Source organism: Streptomyces abikoensis (genome assembly GCF_014648775.1).
Taxonomy (GTDB): Bacteria; Actinomycetota; Actinomycetes; order Streptomycetales; family Streptomycetaceae; genus Streptomyces; species Streptomyces abikoensis.
In genome coordinates this window covers 247,890-266,396 of the sequence record NZ_BMRT01000006.1, presented here as the reverse complement: position 1 = coordinate 266,396, position 18,507 = coordinate 247,890, and the positions used below count along the sequence as shown (strand labels likewise).

16 protein-coding genes are annotated in these 18,507 nt (G+C 70.6%); 3 read left to right on the top strand and 13 right to left on the bottom strand.

Annotated elements, in window-relative coordinates; translation table 11 throughout:
- Genes IE096_RS21095 through IE096_RS21085 form a run of 3 tightly spaced genes read left to right on the top strand, consistent with a single transcriptional unit; the run spans window position 1 to window position 3,870 of the window.
- Complete coding sequence (locus IE096_RS21095) at window positions 1–747, top strand: toll/interleukin-1 receptor domain-containing protein (RefSeq protein ID WP_189454009.1); 747 nt, start codon at window positions 1–3, stop codon at window positions 745–747.
- The gene (locus IE096_RS21090; RefSeq protein ID WP_189454007.1) at window positions 744–2,699 is read left to right on the top strand and encodes a hypothetical protein; all 1,956 of its coding nucleotides are present in this window, start codon (window positions 744–746) and stop codon (window positions 2,697–2,699) included. The genes IE096_RS21095 and IE096_RS21090 overlap by 4 nt, the downstream gene beginning before the upstream one ends.
- Window positions 2,680–3,870, top strand: coding sequence for a hypothetical protein (locus IE096_RS21085; protein ID WP_189454005.1), 1,191 nt, complete (start codon window positions 2,680–2,682; stop codon window positions 3,868–3,870). Before IE096_RS21090 ends, IE096_RS21085 begins: the two co-directional genes overlap by 20 nt.
- 78 nt (window positions 3,871–3,948) lie before the next feature.
- On the opposite strand, the gene metK is transcribed toward IE096_RS21085, so the two are convergent.
- From metK to pyrR, 13 genes are all read right to left on the bottom strand, one after another.
- Window positions 3,949–5,157, bottom strand: coding sequence for a methionine adenosyltransferase (gene metK, locus IE096_RS21080; RefSeq protein WP_189454003.1), 1,209 nt, complete (start codon window positions 5,155–5,157; stop codon window positions 3,949–3,951).
- Window positions 5,158–5,343: 186 nt separating this feature from the next.
- On the bottom strand, window positions 5,344–6,552 hold the full coding sequence (gene coaBC, locus IE096_RS21075; RefSeq protein ID WP_189454001.1) for a bifunctional phosphopantothenoylcysteine decarboxylase/phosphopantothenate--cysteine ligase CoaBC: 1,209 nt from the start codon (window positions 6,550–6,552) through the stop codon (window positions 5,344–5,346).
- 121 nt (window positions 6,553–6,673) lie between these two features.
- Window positions 6,674–6,946, bottom strand: coding sequence for a DNA-directed RNA polymerase subunit omega (gene rpoZ / locus IE096_RS21070; RefSeq protein ID WP_126913306.1), 273 nt, complete (start codon window positions 6,944–6,946; stop codon window positions 6,674–6,676).
- Window positions 6,947–6,980: 34 nt separating this feature from the next.
- Entirely contained in the window at window positions 6,981–7,571 is a 591-nt protein-coding gene (gene gmk / locus IE096_RS21065; RefSeq protein ID WP_189453999.1) for a guanylate kinase, read from the bottom strand.
- A gap of 96 nt (window positions 7,572–7,667) precedes the next feature.
- The gene (locus IE096_RS21060) at window positions 7,668–7,991 is read right to left on the bottom strand and encodes an integration host factor (RefSeq protein WP_126913308.1); all 324 of its coding nucleotides are present in this window, start codon (window positions 7,989–7,991) and stop codon (window positions 7,668–7,670) included.
- Window positions 7,992–8,269: 278 nt separating this feature from the next.
- Window positions 8,270–9,118, bottom strand: a complete 849-nt coding sequence (gene pyrF / locus IE096_RS21055; RefSeq protein WP_189453998.1) for an orotidine-5'-phosphate decarboxylase — start codon at window positions 9,116–9,118, stop codon at window positions 8,270–8,272.
- A 90-nt stretch (window positions 9,119–9,208) separates the two neighbouring features.
- Window positions 9,209–10,312 carry a quinone-dependent dihydroorotate dehydrogenase gene (locus IE096_RS21050; RefSeq protein ID WP_189454263.1) on the bottom strand — a complete coding sequence of 368 codons (1,104 nt, stop codon included), beginning with the start codon at window positions 10,310–10,312 and terminating at the stop codon, window positions 9,209–9,211.
- A 92-nt stretch (window positions 10,313–10,404) separates the two neighbouring features.
- Window positions 10,405–13,713 carry a carbamoyl-phosphate synthase large subunit gene (carB, locus tag IE096_RS21045; protein WP_189453996.1) on the bottom strand — a complete coding sequence of 1,103 codons (3,309 nt, stop codon included), beginning with the start codon at window positions 13,711–13,713 and terminating at the stop codon, window positions 10,405–10,407.
- A complete protein-coding gene (gene carA / locus IE096_RS21040) occupies window positions 13,706–14,845 on the bottom strand; it encodes a glutamine-hydrolyzing carbamoyl-phosphate synthase small subunit (protein WP_189453994.1) in 1,140 nt (379 codons plus the stop codon). Before carA ends, carB begins: the two co-directional genes overlap by 8 nt.
- The gene (locus tag IE096_RS21035) at window positions 14,842–15,405 is read right to left on the bottom strand and encodes a PH-like domain-containing protein (RefSeq protein ID WP_189453992.1); all 564 of its coding nucleotides are present in this window, start codon (window positions 15,403–15,405) and stop codon (window positions 14,842–14,844) included. The genes carA and IE096_RS21035 overlap by 4 nt, the downstream gene beginning before the upstream one ends.
- The gene (locus tag IE096_RS21030) at window positions 15,402–16,688 is read right to left on the bottom strand and encodes a dihydroorotase (protein WP_189453990.1); all 1,287 of its coding nucleotides are present in this window, start codon (window positions 16,686–16,688) and stop codon (window positions 15,402–15,404) included. Before IE096_RS21030 ends, IE096_RS21035 begins: the two co-directional genes overlap by 4 nt.
- A 2-nt stretch (window positions 16,689–16,690) precedes the next feature.
- A complete protein-coding gene (locus IE096_RS21025; RefSeq protein WP_189453988.1) occupies window positions 16,691–17,677 on the bottom strand; it encodes an aspartate carbamoyltransferase catalytic subunit in 987 nt (328 codons plus the stop codon).
- A 90-nt stretch (window positions 17,678–17,767) separates the two neighbouring features.
- On the bottom strand, window positions 17,768–18,337 hold the full coding sequence (pyrR, locus tag IE096_RS21020) for a bifunctional pyr operon transcriptional regulator/uracil phosphoribosyltransferase PyrR (RefSeq protein ID WP_126913314.1): 570 nt from the start codon (window positions 18,335–18,337) through the stop codon (window positions 17,768–17,770).
- Window positions 18,338–18,507 lie beyond the last annotated feature (170 nt).

Here is an 18,507-nt window from a genome sequence, read left to right as displayed (position 1 = left end):
ATGCCCGACGTCTTCATCAACTACCGGACCGGTGACGGCGAGAAGACCGCCACAGTTCTCGACACGGCGCTCTCCGCCCGCTTCGGGGACGAGAGGGTCTTCCGTGCCTCGAAGTCCATTCGGCCCGGCACGTTATTCCCCGCAGCGCTCCGAAAAGCGGTCCGGAGCAGCAGCGTCCTGATCGCGGTCATCGGGCAGGACTGGGCGCGCCACCCCGGGCTGCGTAACGCCGAGGACTGGGTTCGTCAGGAGATCCTCGAAGCCTTCGAATACGGGATCGAGGTTCTCCCCGTGCTCGACGGACGCACGACCGACAGGCTCTCCAAGGCCGCACTTCCGAAGAAGCTGCAGCGAATCGCCGACCTCAATTCGCTGCGATTCGACCACCAGAACGCCCAGGCCGATCTCACCCGCATCGGCGACGCGCTGGCGGAGCTCGTCCCGCAGCTCGCCGCCGCCGACACCAGCACCGCCCGGACGGACCAGGCCGCTCCCGTGCGGAACTCCGTGAGCGGCGGCACCCAAGGCACGGTCGTCCAGACACGGGACTTCACCGGCACCGTGGGCACGTCCCTCCATGGGACGCGGGGGCCCGTGCACACGGGCAGAGGTGACCAGTACGTCGGGTCGCAGCACTTTTCCGGAACCGGATCGGGGGCCGGCGCCACCTACGTGGCAGGCGACCTCCAAGGAGGCATCCGGCACCGTCTCGACCGGACGAACGGCACTGCGGACGACGAGCAGTGAGCGAACGGATCGGTTCCTTCCTCTCGGGGGGCCAAGGGCCCGTCCACACGGGCGACGGCGACCAGATCATCATCAACGACCCCAGCGAACTGCTGAGGAACGCGCATGGGCAGACGCCCCGCACGATCGCCGAGGACCAGCTGCGCTGGCTCCGACAGCGTTTCGTCCCCCCTTTCGGCCTCGATGAGGCGCGGAAACTGCTGGGACAAAGCGGGACCGTGCTGCTGAACGGAGACCCGGGAAGTGGCAGGCACTCCGCGGCGCAAATGCTGCTGCATGAACTCGCCGAGGACGAGGGAACCTTCCACGAGCTGACGCCGGAAGGCGAGAAGAAAAAGCCGTACCTGATCGCGGACCACATCGGCGAGAACGACCGGCTCCTGCTGAACATGTCCACGCGCGACGAAGGTCTGTGGAGCGACGTCCAGGACGAACTCTCCTCGTTCCGGCAGACAGTGGTGGAGCGCCGGGCGCACCTGGTGGTGGTCCTCCCGGACCGCCTCGCGCACCAGCTGGATCCGCCGTTCCAGCAGTTTCGAGCCGATATCGACCGCCCCTCGGGAAGAGAAGTGCTGCGGCGCTATGCGCGCCTGTCGGGAATCGAGCCCGACGAGACCGCGGTGTTACCCGCGGACCTGGTCTCCTACCTGGACAGGAACCCGCCCCTGCGGGACATCGCCGCCCTCGCCCACTACCTGGCACGCGCCCGTGCCGCGTCGCCCGGGCCGGGCGGATTCCCCAAGTGGTGCCAAGAGGCTCTCGGTGCGGTGACGGACCGGGCCAAGCAGGCCGCGGATGACGTCGTGTCCCTGCGGGAAGGGCCCCAGCGCGCCCTGCTGCTCTCCACAGCCATGCTGCACGGCGCACACGCCGACGCCGTACACCGCGCCACCCGCGACCTGCTGCGCGCCGTGGGCCATCCGGACGACCCGGCGCCCCCGCTGGAGCGGGCGGATCTCGCCGAGCGATTCAAGTCGATCAACGCCGAGCGGGACACGGACGGCAAGGTCCGGTTCGCCGGTCTCGGCTATGCCCCGGCTGTCCGGACGCATTTCTGGGCGACGATGCCGGAGCTCCGCCGCCACTTCCGGGGGTGGGTGGGAAGCACCGTCGAACTGCGCACGCTGACACAGGACGATCGCGACCGTCTGATCGCCCGGTTCACGGAACAGTGCTTGCGGACGGAGCGGCCGGGTGACCTGGTGACGCTCGTGGAGCAGTGGGGCGGATCGGCACACGCCGACGCTTCACTCCGGACGATCCGGCAGCGGGCGGCCGCGCACACTCTTGAGCACGGCCTCACCCACGAGGCATGGGGGCACTACTTCCGGAGGAAGATCTACGACTGGTCCTGTGAACGCCGTTTGGCGCCGGGGCTCGCCGAGGTGCTCGTCGGAGTCTGCGGTGAGGTCATGGCGGTGCGCCACCCGGACCAGGCCATGGTCCGGCTGCACCATCTGGCCAGACGGGAGCGCGGCACCACGCTGGCGCGGGACGCCCTGCTCCGGCTCGTGCGCGACGATCGCCGCCTCCACCACAGGCTTCTCGACCGGCTCGACCGTGGCATCGCCCCAGCGGAGTGGCCGGCCGACGTCGATCTCTTCCTCGCTCTGGCGGACTCCGCGCCCGCCCGCCCGTCCCTTGTCACCGGATCCGGCATGCGACGGCAATGGGCCGCCTGCTGGAGGGCCGCCCTACTGCTCCGTCCGCGCAGCGCCTGGAGCGCGCCCATGGAGCGCTGGCTGGTCGTGGCATCGGAGGACAGCCGGTACCGCGACGGGCTGCTGTCCGTGCTGGTCGATTCCGGTGGAGATAGGAGCGATCTTCTGAGCCTCCTCTATGTGGCCACGCGTGACTGGGCCCGCTCGGCCGAGAGCCCGTCGGGCCGCGGCTCACGGACCGACGTGGCGGACCGTTTCCTCCAGATGGTCGATGCCGCTCAAGGGCTGTAGGGCGACGCACTCATCTGTCATACCCAACGGGAGACAACACACGATGACCTCCGGTCACAAAACCCTGACGGCCTTCCTCACCGTCATCGGCGCATTACTCATCGTCATCGTCGGTCTGTGCGTGGAATGGCCGCTCTGGGCATGGCCCACGTCGGCTGCCGTCCTTGCCGCGATCGCGGTCGTGGCGGTGAAGGCGGCAGACCGCCGACGGAGCCCCTTTTCTCAAGAGCTGATGCTGGAGCCCGATCTGCCGATCCCGCCGTTGGAACGCCGGGAGCAGCGCATCACGGACGTGGCCCTGCCGAGCGACACCGACGACTACGACTTCATCTTTTCGGCGACAGTGCGCTGGTGGCCCGCCGAGGACGCCCCGGCGGACGCCCCCCTCGTCAATGCCGGCTCACTCGCCATCGACGCCGTTCTCAACCGGGCCCGCGAGATCACGGCGCGGAAGTCACCCGGCCGAAGCACCCTGGCCCAGTACCAGCTGAACGGCGAACTGGGCACCATGCTGCCCGACCCGACGGGCCGGGTGTTCGCCATGGCGGAAAACGTCCTGCTCACCCTCTCCGACCAGGACCAGGAGCGGCTGGCGAAGCTTTCCGCCGTGCGCAAGGACGAAGCGGTCTGGGAGCACGAGCGGAAGTACGAGCAGAGCAGGCGCGCCTACCTGGGCGGGGACGTATTGAGGAACACCGGCAGCGCCGTGGTGTGGTGGCTCGCGAAGAACGACGACAAGGTCGACAAAACGGTGGCGGATCTCGGCCTGCTGGCCCAGCTCTCGTCGGCCGCCAACAATCAGGACGTTCCCGAGCGATTTCGGCATCTGGTACCTCACCCGGTCCCCGAATGGGGCGAGCCAGTAACCGGGCAGAGCGAGGAATACGAGGCGGCCGGGGAGGACTACATGGAATTCCCCGACGGGACGTCCGGCGATACGCCCGGTGACCCGTCGGCCGCCGACCGCTTCGACGAGATGCTGAACGCGATGGGATTCGACGAGGACGACCCTCGTCGGTCGCTCTTCGCCCAGCGGGTCGCGAGAGCCGCGGACGCGGCCGACCAGCATGGAACCGCCGAGGAGATACGGCAGCGCTTCGACGCGCCGCGAACCCCGGACGACGGCGCCGGCCCGTCGTTCGGCCCACCGGACGAGCCGCCCATCCTTTAGCGCCCGCACGCACCGATGGCCGGTGCCCTCCGAGGAGGGCACCGGCCATCGGCTCGGTACATGCGACCTGCGCGGGACCTACAGCCCCGCCGCCTTGCGCAGCGCGTCCACGCGGTCGGTGCGCTCCCAGGTGAAGTCGGGGAGCTCGCGGCCGAAGTGGCCGTACGCGGCGGTCTGGGCGTAGATCGGGCGGAGCAGGTCGAGATCGCGGATGATCGCGGCCGGGCGGAGGTCGAAGACCTCGGCGATGGCGTTCTCGATCTTGTCGGTGTCGACCGTGTTGGTGCCGAAGGTCTCGACGAAGAGACCGACGGGCTCGGCCTTGCCGATCGCGTAGGCGACCTGGACCTCGCAGCGCGCGGCCAGACCGGCGGCGACGACGTTCTTGGCGACCCAGCGCATCGCGTACGCGGCGGAGCGGTCGACCTTGGACGGGTCCTTGCCGGAGAAGGCGCCGCCACCGTGGCGGGCCATGCCGCCGTAGGTGTCGATGATGATCTTGCGGCCGGTGAGGCCGGCGTCGCCCATGGGGCCGCCGATCTCGAAGCGGCCGGTGGGGTTAACCAGGAGGCGGTAGCCGTCAGTGTCGAGCTTGATGCCGTCCTCGACGAGCTGCTTGAGCACGTGCTCGACGACGAACTCGCGGATGTCGGGCGCGAGCAACGAGTCCAGGTCGATGTCGGAGGCGTGCTGCGAGGAGACGACAACGGTGTCCAGGCGCACAGCCTTGTTGCCGTCGTACTCGATGGTGACCTGGGTCTTGCCGTCCGGGCGCAGGTACGGGATGGTGCCGTTCTTGCGGACCTCGGACAGGCGGCGCGAGAGCCGGTGCGCGAGCTCGATCGGGAGCGGCATCAGGTTCGGCGTCTCGTCGCAGGCGAAGCCGAACATCAGGCCCTGGTCGCCGGCGCCCTGCTTGTCGAGCTCGTCCTCGTCGCCCTCGACGCGGGTCTCGTAGGCGGTGTCGACGCCCTGGGCGATGTCGGGGGACTGCGCGCCGATGGAGACCGAGACGCCGCAGGAGGCGCCGTCGAAGCCCTTCTTGGACGAGTCGTAGCCGATCTCGAGGATCTTGTTGCGCACGAGCGTGGCGATCGGCGCGTAGGCCTTCGTGGTCACCTCGCCGGCGACGTGCACCAGGCCGGTGGTGATGAGCGTCTCGACGGCGACGCGGGACGTCGGGTCCTCCTTGAGGAGGGCGTCGAGAATGGAGTCGCTGATCTGATCAGCGATCTTGTCGGGGTGACCCTCGGTCACGGACTCCGAGGTGAACAGGCGGCGGGACACATCGCTCCCTGGGGTTGCAGCGGCTGCTGTCTGAGCATTGACAGATCCGGCCGAGAGCTGCGCTCGACTCGGATCCGTAGCCAGTTTATCTGGCATCGTCACCGACAGGACATCCCGCCCCGGATGAGATTGGGCACGGTCTGTGACTCCCGTCACAGAAGCTGTATGGACCGTGCCCGTCGGGCGTCAGCCGAGACGGGGGACGACGAGGTCCCAGACCGTGTCCGCGAGGGCTTCCTTGGGGCCGTACGGGACCGGGGTCTCGGTGCCGTCGGGGGCGAGCACGACGGCCTCGTTCCGCTCGGAGCCGAATGTCTTCCGCTCCCCCACCTCATTGACGACCAGCAGGTCACAGCCCTTGCGGGCGAGCTTGGCGCGGCCGTTCTCCAGCACGTGGTCGGTCTCGGCGGCGAAGCCGACGACGACCTGGCCGGGGCGGGGGCGGTCCGCCGAGAGCTCGGCGAGGACGTCCGGGTTGCGCACCAGCGCGACCGGCTCCGGCTCCTGCCCGTCCCGCTTCTTGATCTTTCCCTCGGCGTAGCTGGCGGGCCGGAAGTCCGCGACCGCCGCGGCCATCACCACGACGTCGGCATCCGCCGCGGCCTTGAGCACGGCCTCCCGCAACTGCACCGCCGTCCCCACGCGCACCACGTCGGCGCCGGCGGGGTCGGGCAGCTCGCTGTTGGCGGCGACCAGGGTGACCCGGGCGCCCCGGGCGACGGCGGTCCGGGCGAGGGCGTAGCCCTGCTTGCCGGAGGAACGGTTCCCCAGGTAGCGCACGGGGTCCAGGGGCTCCCGGGTGCCGCCCGCGCTCACCACGACGTGGCGGCCCGCGAGGTCGGCGGCCACGCCCTCCGCGCCGCGTGCCAGGACCCGGCGGCAGACCTCGAAGATCTCGCCGGGGTCGGGCAGCCGGCCCTTGCCGGTGTCGACACCGGTCAGCCGGCCCACGGCGGGCTCGATGACGATCGCGCCGCGGCGGCGCAGCGTCGCCACGTTCTCCTGGGTGGCCGGGTTCTCCCACATCTCGGTGTGCATCGCCGGGGCGAAGACGACCGGGCAGCGGGCGGTGAGGAGCGTATTGGTCAGCAGGTCGTCGGCGAGGCCGTGGGCGGCCTTGGCCAGCATGTCGGCGGTCGCGGGGGCGACGACGACGAGGTCGGCCCGCTGGCCGATCCGCACGTGGGGCACCTCGTGGACGTCCTCCCACACCTCGGTGCCGGCGGGGTGGCCGGACAGCGCGGACCAGGTCGCCTCGCCCACGAAGTTCAGGGCGGACGCGGTGGGCACCACCCGGACGTCATGGCCGGACTCGGTGAGGCGGCGCAGCAGCTCGCACGCCTTGTAGGCGGCGATCCCGCCGCTGACCCCCAGGACGACGTTGGGCTTGTCCATCGCTCTCGCTTCTCCCCACGATCCCCGTACGCACGTACACGTGTGCGCACTGTCCAATGACACACCAAGGGCCCGGCAGACGCGCTGCCGGGCCCTCGATGACGAACGAATACGACGGTGCTTACGCCGCCGGGGCCTCGACGGCCTCGGAGGTCAGCAGGCCCGCGTTGATCTCGCGGAGCGCGATGGAGAGCGGCTTCTCGTGGACGTGGGTGTCCACCAGCGGGCCGACGTACTCCAGCAGGCCCTCGCCGAGCTGCGAGTAGTACGCGTTGATCTGGCGCGCGCGCTTGGCGGCGTAGATCACCAGGCTGTACTTCGAGTCGGTCGCCTCGAGCAGCTCATCAATCGGCGGGTTGATGATGCCCTCGGGCGCGGTGATGGAAGAGGACACTCTCTGCCTTCCGAAGGGGGGTGAAGAAAGATGTTCAGCGCAGCAAGGCTAGCAGCTCGCGTGCGACGTCCTCGACGGAGGTGTTGACCAGCGTGGTGTCGAACTCCGACTCCGCCGCCAGCTCCACCTTCGCGGCCGCCAGCCGTCGCTCGATCACCTCGGGCGACTCGGTCCCCCGGCCGGTGAGCCGGCGGACCAGCTCGTCCCAGCTCGGCGGCGCGAGGAAGACCAGCCGGGCCTCCGGCATGGTCTCGCGGACCTGCCGGGCGCCCTGGAGGTCGATCTCCAGCAGCACGGGCTCGCCCGCCTCCAGGCGGTCCAGCACGGCCTTGCGGGGCGTGCCGTAGCGGTTGCCCGCGAACTCGGCCCACTCCAGCAGCTCGCCGTTGGCGATGAGCTTGTCGAACTGCTCGTCGTCGACGAAGAAGTACTGGACACCCTCCTGCTCGCCGGGGCGCGGCTTGCGGGTGGTGCAGGACACCGAGAGCCACACCTCGGGGTGGGCCTTGCGCATATGGGCGACGACCGTGCTCTTGCCGACCCCGGAGGGGCCGGAGAGCACGGTCAGCCGCGGTTGTCTGGCCGGGGCAACGGGGGACGCGCCCCGGGAGACTGAGGTACTCATGCAGCGATTATCCCGGTTCTCGGGAGTGCCCGGTAACGCCGGACCGCCCGGAGGGGGCGGTCACGGCCACCGGGCCGCCGCGACGGGGCCGCCGGTTCAGGCGGCCTTGCTGCCGAACTCGCGCTCCAGAGCGGCGATCTGGTTGGAGCCGAGGCCGCGCACACGACGGCTCTCGGAGATCCCGAGCCGCTCCATGATCTGCTTGGCACGGACCTTGCCCACCCCGGGGAGACTCTCCAGGAGGGCACTGACCTTCATCTTGCCGATGACTTCGTTCTTCTGGCCCTGCTCGATCACGTCGTGCAGAGAGGCGCCGGAGTGCTTGAGCCGATTCTTGACCTCGGCGCGCTCCCGGCGAGCCGCGGCGGCCTTTTCGAGCGCGGCTGCGCGCTGTTCAGGGGTAAGGGGCGGAAGAGCCACGCCTACGTCACCTCGGAAGTCGAACTGGATACGGACCGGTGAGGAACCTAGTCGGCCCACACCTGGGGGGCAACGAGCAACGCGCTTGCGCGTTCGCTCTCGTCGGAGACTAGCGGCCGATCCCGCTCCAGTCAGCGAGAACAAGCGAAAAGTCCTGGTCAGACTCGCTCGACCAGGACTTTTCCGGACATAATGACCGACAAATTTCTTTGGCGGTTGGCGTTAACTCGCCGTTGTGGCCGACCTGGGACGTATCGCCCCGCCGGGACCGGCGTCGCTCAGCCCGCCACCGCGTCGCGGATCTCACTCGCGAAACGGTCCGCGCTCTCCCGCAGCGCGGCCACGTCGGGGCCGTGCCGGAGCACCCCGCGGCTGACGTTCGGGACGACGTCCCGCACGGCCGCGCCGAAGACCTTCGGCAGGTCGGCGGCGGTGGCGCCCTGCGCGCCGATGCCGGGGGCCAGGAGCGGACCGTTGATGGCCAGATTCGCACCCGTGGCGTCGATCGACCGGCCCAGCGTGGCACCGACGACCGCGCCGTACGAGCCCATGGGGGCCGCGCCGGCGTTCTCCGCCCGCAGGTGGTCCAGGACGGTCGCCGCCACGCTCCGGCCGTCGACACGCGCCGCGTGCTGCACCTCCGCGCCCTCCGGGTTGGAGGTCAGGGCGAGGACGAACACGCCCGTGCCGCTCTCCCGGGCCAGGTCCAGCGCGGGGCGCAGCGACTCGTAGCCGAGGTAGGGGCTGACGGTCACCGCGTCGGAGAACAGCGGCGAGGCCGGGTCGAGGTAGGTGGCGGCGTAGGCGGCCATGGTGGAGCCGATGTCGCCGCGCTTGGCGTCCATCAGCACCAGCGCGCCGGCCTCACGGGCGTCGGCGACCGCCCGCTCCAGGACGGCGATGCCGCGCGAGCCGAAGCGCTCGAAGAAGGCGGACTGCGGCTTGAGGACGGCGACGCGGTCGGCCAGCGCCTCCACGACGGTGTGGGTGAAGCGCTCCAGGCCGGCGATGTCGTCGGTCAGGCCCCAGTCGGTGAGCAACGACGCGTGCGGGTCGATGCCCACACAGAGCGGGCCGCGCTCGTCCATGGCACGGCGCAGCCTTGCGCCGAACGGCTCGGTGGTCATGGGTTTCCCTTTCCGGGTCGGGTGCGGGCCGGTGGCCGGTTGTGCCCACCCGTTCCGCCCTGCGGAACGGGTGCCCACAACCGGTCGCGGTCAGCGGGTGGCTGCGCCGACGGCCTCGGCGAGCGTGTCGTACGGGCTGGCTTCGAGGCGCTCGGCCAGGCCCTTGTGGATCTTCCGGCACCAGAAGGGGCCCTCGTAGATGAAGGCGCTGTAGCCCTGGACCAGCGTGGCGCCCGCCAGGATGCGCTCCCAGACGTCGTCGGCGGTCTCGATGCCCCCGACCCCCACCAGGGTGATCCGGTCGCCCACACGGGCGTACAGGCGGCTCAGGACCGCCAGCGAGCGGGCCTTCACGGGGGCGCCGGAGAGGCCGCCGGCGCCGATGGCCTCGACGGTGCGCTTCGGGGTGCGGAGGCCCAGGCCGTCGCGGGCGATGGTGGTGTTGTTGGCGATGATGCCGTCCAGGCCCAGCTCGACGGCGAGGTCGGCGACGGCGTCGATGTCCTCGTCGGCGAGATCGGGGGCGATCTTCACCAGCAGCGGCACGTGACGCGAGGTGACCGTGCGGTCGGCGGCCTCGCGGACGGCCGTGAGCAGCGGGCGCAGCGACTCGGTGGCCTGGAGGTTGCGCAGGCCGGGCGTGTTGGGCGACGAGACGTTGACGACGAGGTAGTCGGCGTGGGCGGCCAGGCGCTCGGTGGAGGTGACGTAGTCGGCGACGGCCTCCTCCTCCGGCACGATCTTGGTCTTGCCGATGTTGACGCCGACGGTGGTCTTGAAGACCTCCTTGCGGGCCGCCAGGCGCTCCGCCACGGCCGCCGAGCCGTCGTTGTTGAAGCCCATGCGGTTGATCAGGGCGCGGTCGGCGACGAGGCGGAAGAGCCGCTTCTTGGGGTTGCCCGGCTGCGGCTGGGCGGTGACGGTGCCGATCTCGACGTGGTCGAAGCCGAGCATGGCCATGCCGTCGATCGCGGCGGCGTTCTTGTCGAAGCCGGCGGCGAGGCCGAAGGGGCCGTGCATCCGCAGGCCGAGGGCCTCGGTGCGCAGCGCCTTGTGGCGGGGGGCGAGGACGGCGGCGACGAAGGTGCGCAGCACCGGGACGCCGGCCACCCGGCGGATCCACGAGAACGCCAGGTGGTGGGCTCGCTCGGGATCCATCCGCTGGAAGAACAGTCGGAAGAACAGGGAGTACATGTGGTGCCGGGCCTTCCACAGCCGAAGGGGAGGTTCCATGGGGCCGCCCACCCGCCCCCGGCGCGGGGCCGGGGGCGGATGGGCGGGAGGGATCAGGACCGGGCCGCGGTCAGGTGCTCGGCGTGCTCCTGGAGGGAGCGCACGCCCACGTCGCCGCGGCTGAGCGCCTCGATGCCCTGGACGGCGGCGGCGAGCGCCTGGACCGTCGTCAGGCACGGCACCGCGCGGGCGACGGCGGCGGTGCGGATCTCGTAGCCGTCGAGGCGGCCGCCCGTGCCGTAGGGGGTGTTGACGATGAGGTCGACCTCCCCGTCGTGGATCAGCTGGACGATCGTCTTCTCGCCGTTCGGGCCCTCGCCCTCGCTCTGCTTGCGCACGACGGTGGCGTTGATGCCGTTGCGCTTGAGGACCTCGGCGGTGCCGGAGGTGGCCAGCAGCTCGAAGCCGTGGGCGACCAGCTCGCGGGCCGGGAAGATCATCGAGCGCTTGTCGCGGTTGGCGACGGAGACGAACGCGCGGCCCTTGGTGGGCAGCGCGCCGTAGGCGCCGGCCTGCGACTTGGCGTAGGCGGTGCCGAAGAGGTTGTCGATGCCCATGACCTCGCCGGTGGAGCGCATCTCCGGGCCGAGGACGGTGTCGACGCCGCGGCCGTGGATGTCGCGGAAGCGCGACCACGGCATCACGGCCTCCTTGACGGAGATCGGCGCGTCCATCGGCAGGGTGCCGCCGTCGCCGGTCTTCGGCAGCATGCCCTCGGCGCGCAGCTCGGCGACGGTCGCGCCCAGGGAGATCCGGGCGGCGGCCTTGGCCAGCGGTACGGCGGTCGCCTTCGAGGTGAAGGGGACGGTGCGGGAGGCGCGCGGGTTGGCCTCCAGGACGTAGAGGATGTCCCCGGCCATGGCGAACTGGATGTTGATCAGGCCGCGGACGCCGACGCCCTTGGCGATGGCCTCGGTGGAGGCCCGCAGCCGCTTGATGTCGTAGCCGCCGAGGGTGATCGGGGGCAGCGCGCAGGCGGAGTCGCCGGAGTGGATGCCGGCCTCCTCGATGTGCTCCATGACGCCGCCGAGGTAGAGCTCCTCGCCGTCGTAGAGCGCGTCGACGTCGATCTCGATGGCGTCGTCGAGGAAGCGGTCGATGAGCACCGGGTGCTCGGAGATCAGGCCCGCGTGCCGCTCCAGGTAGCCGGCCAGCGAGGGCTCGTCGTAGACGATCTCCATGCCGCGGCCGCCGAGGACGTAGGACGGGCGGACCATGACCGGGTAGCCGATGCCGGCGGCGATGCCCTTGGCCTCCTCGAAGGAGTAGGCGGTGCCGTACTTGGGCGCGGGCAGCCCGGCCTCGGTGAGGACGCGGCCGAAGGCGCCGCGCTCCTCGGCGAGGTCGATGGCCTCCGGGGAGGTGCCGACGATCGGCACGCCGTTGTCCTTGAGCGCCTGGGCGAGGCCCAGCGGGGTCTGGCCGCCGAGCTGGACGACGACGCCCGCGACGGGGCCGGCCTGCTGCTCGGCGTGGACGATCTCCAGGACGTCCTCCAGGGTGAGCGGCTCGAAGTAGAGCCGGTCGGAGGTGTCGTAGTCGGTGGAGACGGTCTCGGGGTTGCAGTTGACCATCACGGTCTCGTAGCCCGCGTCGCTGAGCGCGAAGGAGGCGTGGACGCAGGAGTAGTCGAACTCGATGCCCTGGCCGATGCGGTTCGGGCCGGAGCCCAGGATGATCACCGCGGGCTTCTCGCGCGGCGCGACCTCGGTCTCCTCGTCGTAGGACGAGTAGAAGTACGGGGTCTTCGCGGCGAACTCGGCGGCGCAGGTGTCGACGGTCTTGTAGACCGGGCGGACGCCCAGCGCGTGCCGGACCTCACGGACGACGTCCTCGCGCAGGCCCCGGATCGCGCCGATCTGGGCGTCGGAGAAGCCGTGGCGCTTGGCCTCGGCGAGCAGCTCCGGCTCCAGCTTGTCGGCGGCGGCCAGCTCGTCGGCGACCTCCTTGATCAGGAAGAGCTGGTCGACGAACCAGGGGTCGATCTTCGTCGCGTCGAAGACCTCCTCCGGCGTGGCGCCGGCGCGGATGGCGGCCATGACGGTGTTGATCCGGCCGTCGGTCGGGCGGACCGCCTTCTCCAGCAGCTCCGCCTTGTCGCCGGGGGCGGTGACGAAGTCGAACTGCGAGCCCTTCTTCTCCAGCGAGCGCAGGGCCTTCTGGAGCGCCTCGGTGAAGTTGCGGCCGATGGCCATGGCCTCGCCGACCGACTTCATGGTCGTGGTGAGGGTGGCGTCGGCGGCCGGGAACTTCTCGAACGCGAAGCGGGGAGCCTTGACCACGACATAGTCGAGCGTGGGCTCGAAGGACGCCGGGGTCTTCTCGGTGATGTCGTTGGGGATCTCGTCCAGCGTGTAGCCCACGGCGAGCCGGGCGGCGATCTTCGCGATCGGGAAGCCGGTGGCCTTGGAGGCGAGCGCGGAGGAGCGCGAGACGCGGGGGTTCATCTCGATGACGATGACCCGGCCGTCCTCGGGGTTGACCGCGAACTGGATGTTGCAGCCGCCGGTGTCGACGCCGACCTCGCGGATGATCGCGATGCCGATGTCCCGCAGGATCTGGTACTCGCGGTCGGTGAGCGTCATCGCCGGGGCGACGGTGATGGAGTCACCGGTGTGGACGCCCATGGGGTCGAAGTTCTCGATGGAGCAGACGACCACGACGTTGTCGTGCTTGTCGCGCATCAGCTCCAGCTCGTACTCCTTCCAGCCGAGGATGGACTCCTCCAGGAGCACCTCGGTGGTCGGGGAGAGCGTGAGGCCCTGGCCGGCGATGCGGCGCAGCTCCTCCTCGTCGTGGGCGAAGCCGGAGCCGGCGCCGCCCATGGTGAAGGAGGGGCGGACGACGACCGGGTAGCCGCCGAGCGTGTCGACGCCCGCGATGACCTCGTCCATGGTGTGGCAGATGACCGAGCGGGCGGACTCGCCGTGACCGATCTTGGCGTTGACGGCCTCGACGACGCCCTTGAACAGGTCGCGGTCCTCGCCCTTGTGGATGGCCTCGACGTTGGCGCCGATCAGCTCGACGCCGTACTTCTCCAGCACACCGTTCTCGTGCATGGAGATGGCGGTGTTCAGCGCGGTCTGGCCGCCGAGGGTGGGCAGGAGGGCGTCGGGGCGCTCCTTGGCGATGATCTTCTCGACGAACTCCGGGGTGATCGGCTCGACGTAGGTGGCGTCGGCGATCTCCGGGTCGGTCATGATCGTGGCCGGGTTGGAGTTGACGAGGATGACCCGCAGGCCCTCGGACTTCAGGACGCGGCAGGCCTGGGTGCCGGAGTAGTCGAACTCCGCGGCCTGGCCGATGACGATCGGGCCGGAGCCGATGACCAGAACGGACTGGATGTCGGTGCGCTTAGGCACGCTGGCCCTCCATCAGGGTCACGAAGCGGTCGAACAGGTACGCGGCGTCGTGCGGGCCCGCTGCTGCTTCGGGGTGGTACTGGACGCTGAATGCCGGCTGGTCGAGGAGCTGGAGACCCTCGACCACGTTGTCGTTGAGACAGACGTGGGAGACCTCGACGCGGCCGTACGGCGTGTCGGTCGCGCCCTCGAGCGGGGCGTCGACGGCGAAGCCGTGGTTGTGGGCGGTGACCTCGACCTTGCCGGTCGTGCGGTCCTGGACGGGCTGGTTGATGCCCCGGTGGCCGTACTTCAGCTTGTAGGTGCCGAAGCCGAGCGCGCGGCCGAGGATCTGGTTGCCGAAGCAGATGCCGAACAGCGGGGTCTTCCGGGAGAGGACCTCGCGCATCACGGAGACGGGGTGGTCGGCGGTGGACGGGTCGCCCGGGCCGTTGGAGAAGAACACGCCGTCCGGGTTGACCGCGAAGACGTCCTCGGCGGTGGCGGTGGCGGGCAGGACGTGCACCTCGATGCCCCGCTCGGCCATCCGGTGCGGGGTCATGCCCTTGATGCCCAGGTCGATCGCGGCGACGGTGAACTTCTTCTCGCCGATCGCGGGGACGACGTAGGTCTCCTTGGTGGCGACCTCGGCGGAGAGGTCGGCGCCCTTCATCTCGGGGGCCCGGCGCACCTCGGCGAGCATCGTGCCCTCGTCGGGCAGCGCGCCGCCGGAGAAGATGCCGACGCGCATCGCGCCGCGCTCGCGCAGGTGGCGGGTGAGCGCGCGGGTGTCGATGCCGCTGATGCCGACGACGCCCTGTGCGGCCAGCTCCTCGTCCAGGGAGCGGCGGGAGCGCCAGTTGGAGGGGATCCGGGCGGGGTCGCGGACGACGTAGCCGGCGACCCAGATCCGGCGGGACTCGGGGTCCTCGTCGTTCACGCCGGTGTTGCCGACGTGCGGGGCCGTCATCACGACGACCTGGCGGTGGTACGAGGGGTCGGTCAGGGTCTCCTGGTAGCCGGTCATGCCGGTGGAGAACACGGCCTCGCCGAAGGTCGTCCCGACCGCCCCGTAGGCGCGGCCGCGGAACGTACGACCGTCCTCCAGGACGAGTACGGCGGGGACCTTGCTTCCCCTGCTGGAGGTCGTCATCGTGCGCCTTCCGTAGTGCTGTTCATGGTGCTGATCGCCTCGACCCAGGCGGTGTGCTCCGCCGCCCGGTCCGCGCGAAAACCCGAGTCGATGGTCTTGTCGCCGTGCTGCCAGGTGATCACGAGCAGGCCCTCGGGGAGGACCTTGCCCGCGATGCCCGACTCCAGGCGGGCGCCGCGCAGGGCGGCGGCGGGGATGAAGAAGTCCCGGGCGCCGGGCCGTACGACGTCGACGCCCTGCTCCGTCAGGGTGAGCTCGGCCTTGCTGCGCGTGCCCAGCCCGTGGGCCACGATCCGGTCGAGCCACTGCCCGGAGGTGGTGGAGCCGTGGTAGCGGCCGGCCATCGTGAGCGTGGGCTCACCGGGCTCGCCGGGGGCGGTGGGCAGCTCGGGCAGGTCGCCCTGGAGGGTGCCGCGCCACTTCCAGCCCTCGCGCATCAGCCAGTAGAGCAGGGCGACGAAGAGCAGCAGCCCCACGACCCAGCCCGCGCGCGCGGCCCAGTGAGTGACGTCGGCCGACTTCTGCTCCGCCGCCAGAGTGATGATTCGTACAGGTGTCACGCGAGTTTCCCGTCCACGACCGTCGCCCGGCCCCGCAGGAAGGTGTGGGTGACGCGACCCGGCAGCTCACGGCCCTCGTAGGGGGTGTTGCGGCTGCGGGAGGCGAAGCCCGCGGGGTCCACGACACCACGGTAAGCGGAATCCACCAGCGTGAGGTTGGCGGGCTCACCCGGGGCGATGGGGCGGCCGTGACCGGCGAGGCTGCCGATCCGCGCGGGCTTGAAGGACATCCGCTCGGCGACCCCGGCCCAGTCCAGCAGCCCGGTCTCCACCATGGTGTGCTGGACGACCGACAGGGCGGTCTCCAGGCCCACCATGCCCATGGCGGCCGCGGCCCACTCGCAGTCCTTGTCCTCGTGGGGGTGCGGCGCGTGGTCGGTGGCGACGATGTCGATCGTCCCGTCGGCCAGGGCCTCGCGCAGCGCCATCACGTCGCGCTCGGTGCGCAGCGGCGGGTTGACCTTGTAGACCGGGTCGTACGAGCGGACGAGCTCGTCGGTCAGGAGCAGGTGGTGGGGGGTGACCTCGGCGGTGACGTCGATGCCGCGCGACTTGGCCCAGCGGACGATCTCCACGGAGCCGGCCGTGGACAGGTGGCAGATGTGCACCCGGGAGCCGACGTGCTCGGCGAGGAGGACGTCGCGGGCGATGACCGACTCCTCGGCGACGGCCGGCCAGCCGCCCAGGCCCAGCTCGGCGGAGACGACGCCCTCGTTCATCTGGGCGCCCTCGGTGAGGCGGGGCTCCTGGGCGTGCTGGGCGATGACGCCGCCGAAGGCCTTCACGTACTCCAGCGCGCGGCGCATGATCACGGCGTCGTCGACGCACTTGCCGTCGTCGGAGAAGACGGTGACGCCGGCGGCGGAGTCGTGCATGGCGCCGAGCTCGGAGAGCTGCTTGCCTTCGAGGCCGACGGTGACGGCGCCGATGGGCTGGACGTCGCAGTAGCCGGACTCCTTGCCGAGGCGCCAGACCTGCTCGACGACGCCGGCGGTGTCGGCGACCGGGAAGGTGTTCGCCATGGCGAAGACGGCGGTGTAGCCGCCGCTCGCGGCGGCGCGGGTGCCGGTCAGGACGGTCTCGGAGTCCTCGCGGCCGGGCTCGCGCAGGTGGGTGTGGAGGTCGACCAGGCCGGGCAGCAGGACCTTGCCGTCGGCCTCGATCACCGTGGCGCCCTCGGCGCTCAGCCCGGAACCGACCTCGGCGATGGTCTCGCCGTCGATCAGGACGTCCTGCGGCTCGCCGCCCAGGACCTTCGCACCGCGGATAAGGATCTTCGACATGATTACTTGTTCTCCTCGGTGCGGGCGTTGTTCGTGGTGACGGCGGGCTCGGAGCCGCCCAGGAGCAGGTAGAGGACGGCCATCCGGGTGCTGACGCCGTTGGCGACCTGCTCGACGGCGGTGCAGCGGTCGGAGTCGGCGACCTCGGCGGTGATCTCCATGCCGCGGTTCATCGGGCCGGGGTGCATCACGATGGCGTGCTCGGGCATCTTCGCCATACGGTCGCCGTCCAGGCCGTAGCGGCGCGAGTACTCGCGCTCGGTCGGGAAGAACGCGGCGTTCATGCGCTCGCGCTGCACCCGCAGCATCATCACGGCGTCGGACTTGGGCAGCACCGCGTCGAGGTCGTAGGAGACCTCGCAGGGCCAGCTGCCGACGCCGACGGGCACCAGCGTGGGCGGGGCGACCAGGGTGACCTCGGCGCCGAGCGTGTGCAGCAGCTGGACGTTGGAGCGGGCCACCCGGCTGTGGAGCACGTCGCCGACGATCGTGATCCGGCGGCCGGACAGGTCCTTGCCGAGGCCGGCGTCCCGGCCGACCAGGCGGCGGCGCATGGTGAAGGCGTCCAGCAGGGCCTGGGTGGGGTGCTCGTGGGTGCCGTCGCCGGCGTTGACGACGGCCCCGTCGATCCAGCCGGAGTTGGCCAGCCGGTAGGGGGCGCCGGAGGCGTGGTGGCGGATGACGACGGCGTCGGCGCCCATGGCCTCCAGGGTCAGCGCGGTGTCCTTGAGGGACTCGCCCTTGGAGACCGAGGAGCCCTTGGCGGAGAAGTTGATGACGTCCGCGGAGAGCCGCTTGGCGGCGGCCTCGAAGGAGATGCGGGTGCGCGTCGAGTCCTCGAAGAAGAGGTTGACGACGGTGCGGCCGCGCAGGGTGGGCAGCTTCTTGATCGGCCGGTCCGCGACCCGGGCCATCTCCTCGGCGGTGTCGAGGATCAGGACGGCGTCGTCGCGGGTGAGGTCGGCGGCCGAGATGAGGTGGCGCTTCATCCGGTTTTCTCCGTGTTCGGGAGGTGTGGGAGGGCGGTAGCCGGGCATGCGGCGGCGCACGGACCCGCCCCGCGGGTCCGTGGGGGCTCGCTACTGCGCGTCGGCCGGAGTGGTCGTGCCCGCGCCGAGGAGCACGCTGTCGCGCCCGTCCTCCTCGGTCAGGTGGACCTTGACCGTCTCCCGCAGCGACGTGGGGAGGTTCTTGCCGACGTAGTCGGCACGGATCGGCAGCTCGCGGTGGCCGCGGTCGACGAGGACGGCGAGCTGGACGGCGCGGGGGCGCCCCAGGTCGTTCATCGCGTCGAGGGCGGCGCGGATGGTGCGGCCGGAGAAGAGCACGTCGTCGACGAGGATGACGAGCCTGCCGTCGATGCCCTCACCGGGGATCTCGGTACGGGCGAGCGCACGGGCCGGGCGGAGCCGCAGATCGTCGCGGTACATGGTGATGTCGAGGGAGCCGACCGGGGTCTTGCAGCCGGTGATGCTCTCGAGCTTGGCGGCCAGCCGGCGGGCGAGGAAGACACCGCGGGTGGGAATGCCGAGGAGTACGACGTCGTCGGCGCCCTTGGCGCGTTCGACGATCTCGTGCGCGATACGGGTGAGGACCCGTGCGATGTCCGGTGCTTCGAGCACGGGACGCGCGCTGGGAATTGCGTCCATACGAAACGGACCTCCTTCTCCGCCTCACGGGACGGACATTAAAGGACGTCGGATTTACAGGATTCACCGTACCAGGACCCACGACGAACTCCAGCCACAGCCACTGACGGCCCAGGGGGGTGCCCATTCGGCTTGACGAACCGAGATTACGCTGCGTAACCTCACAGTGA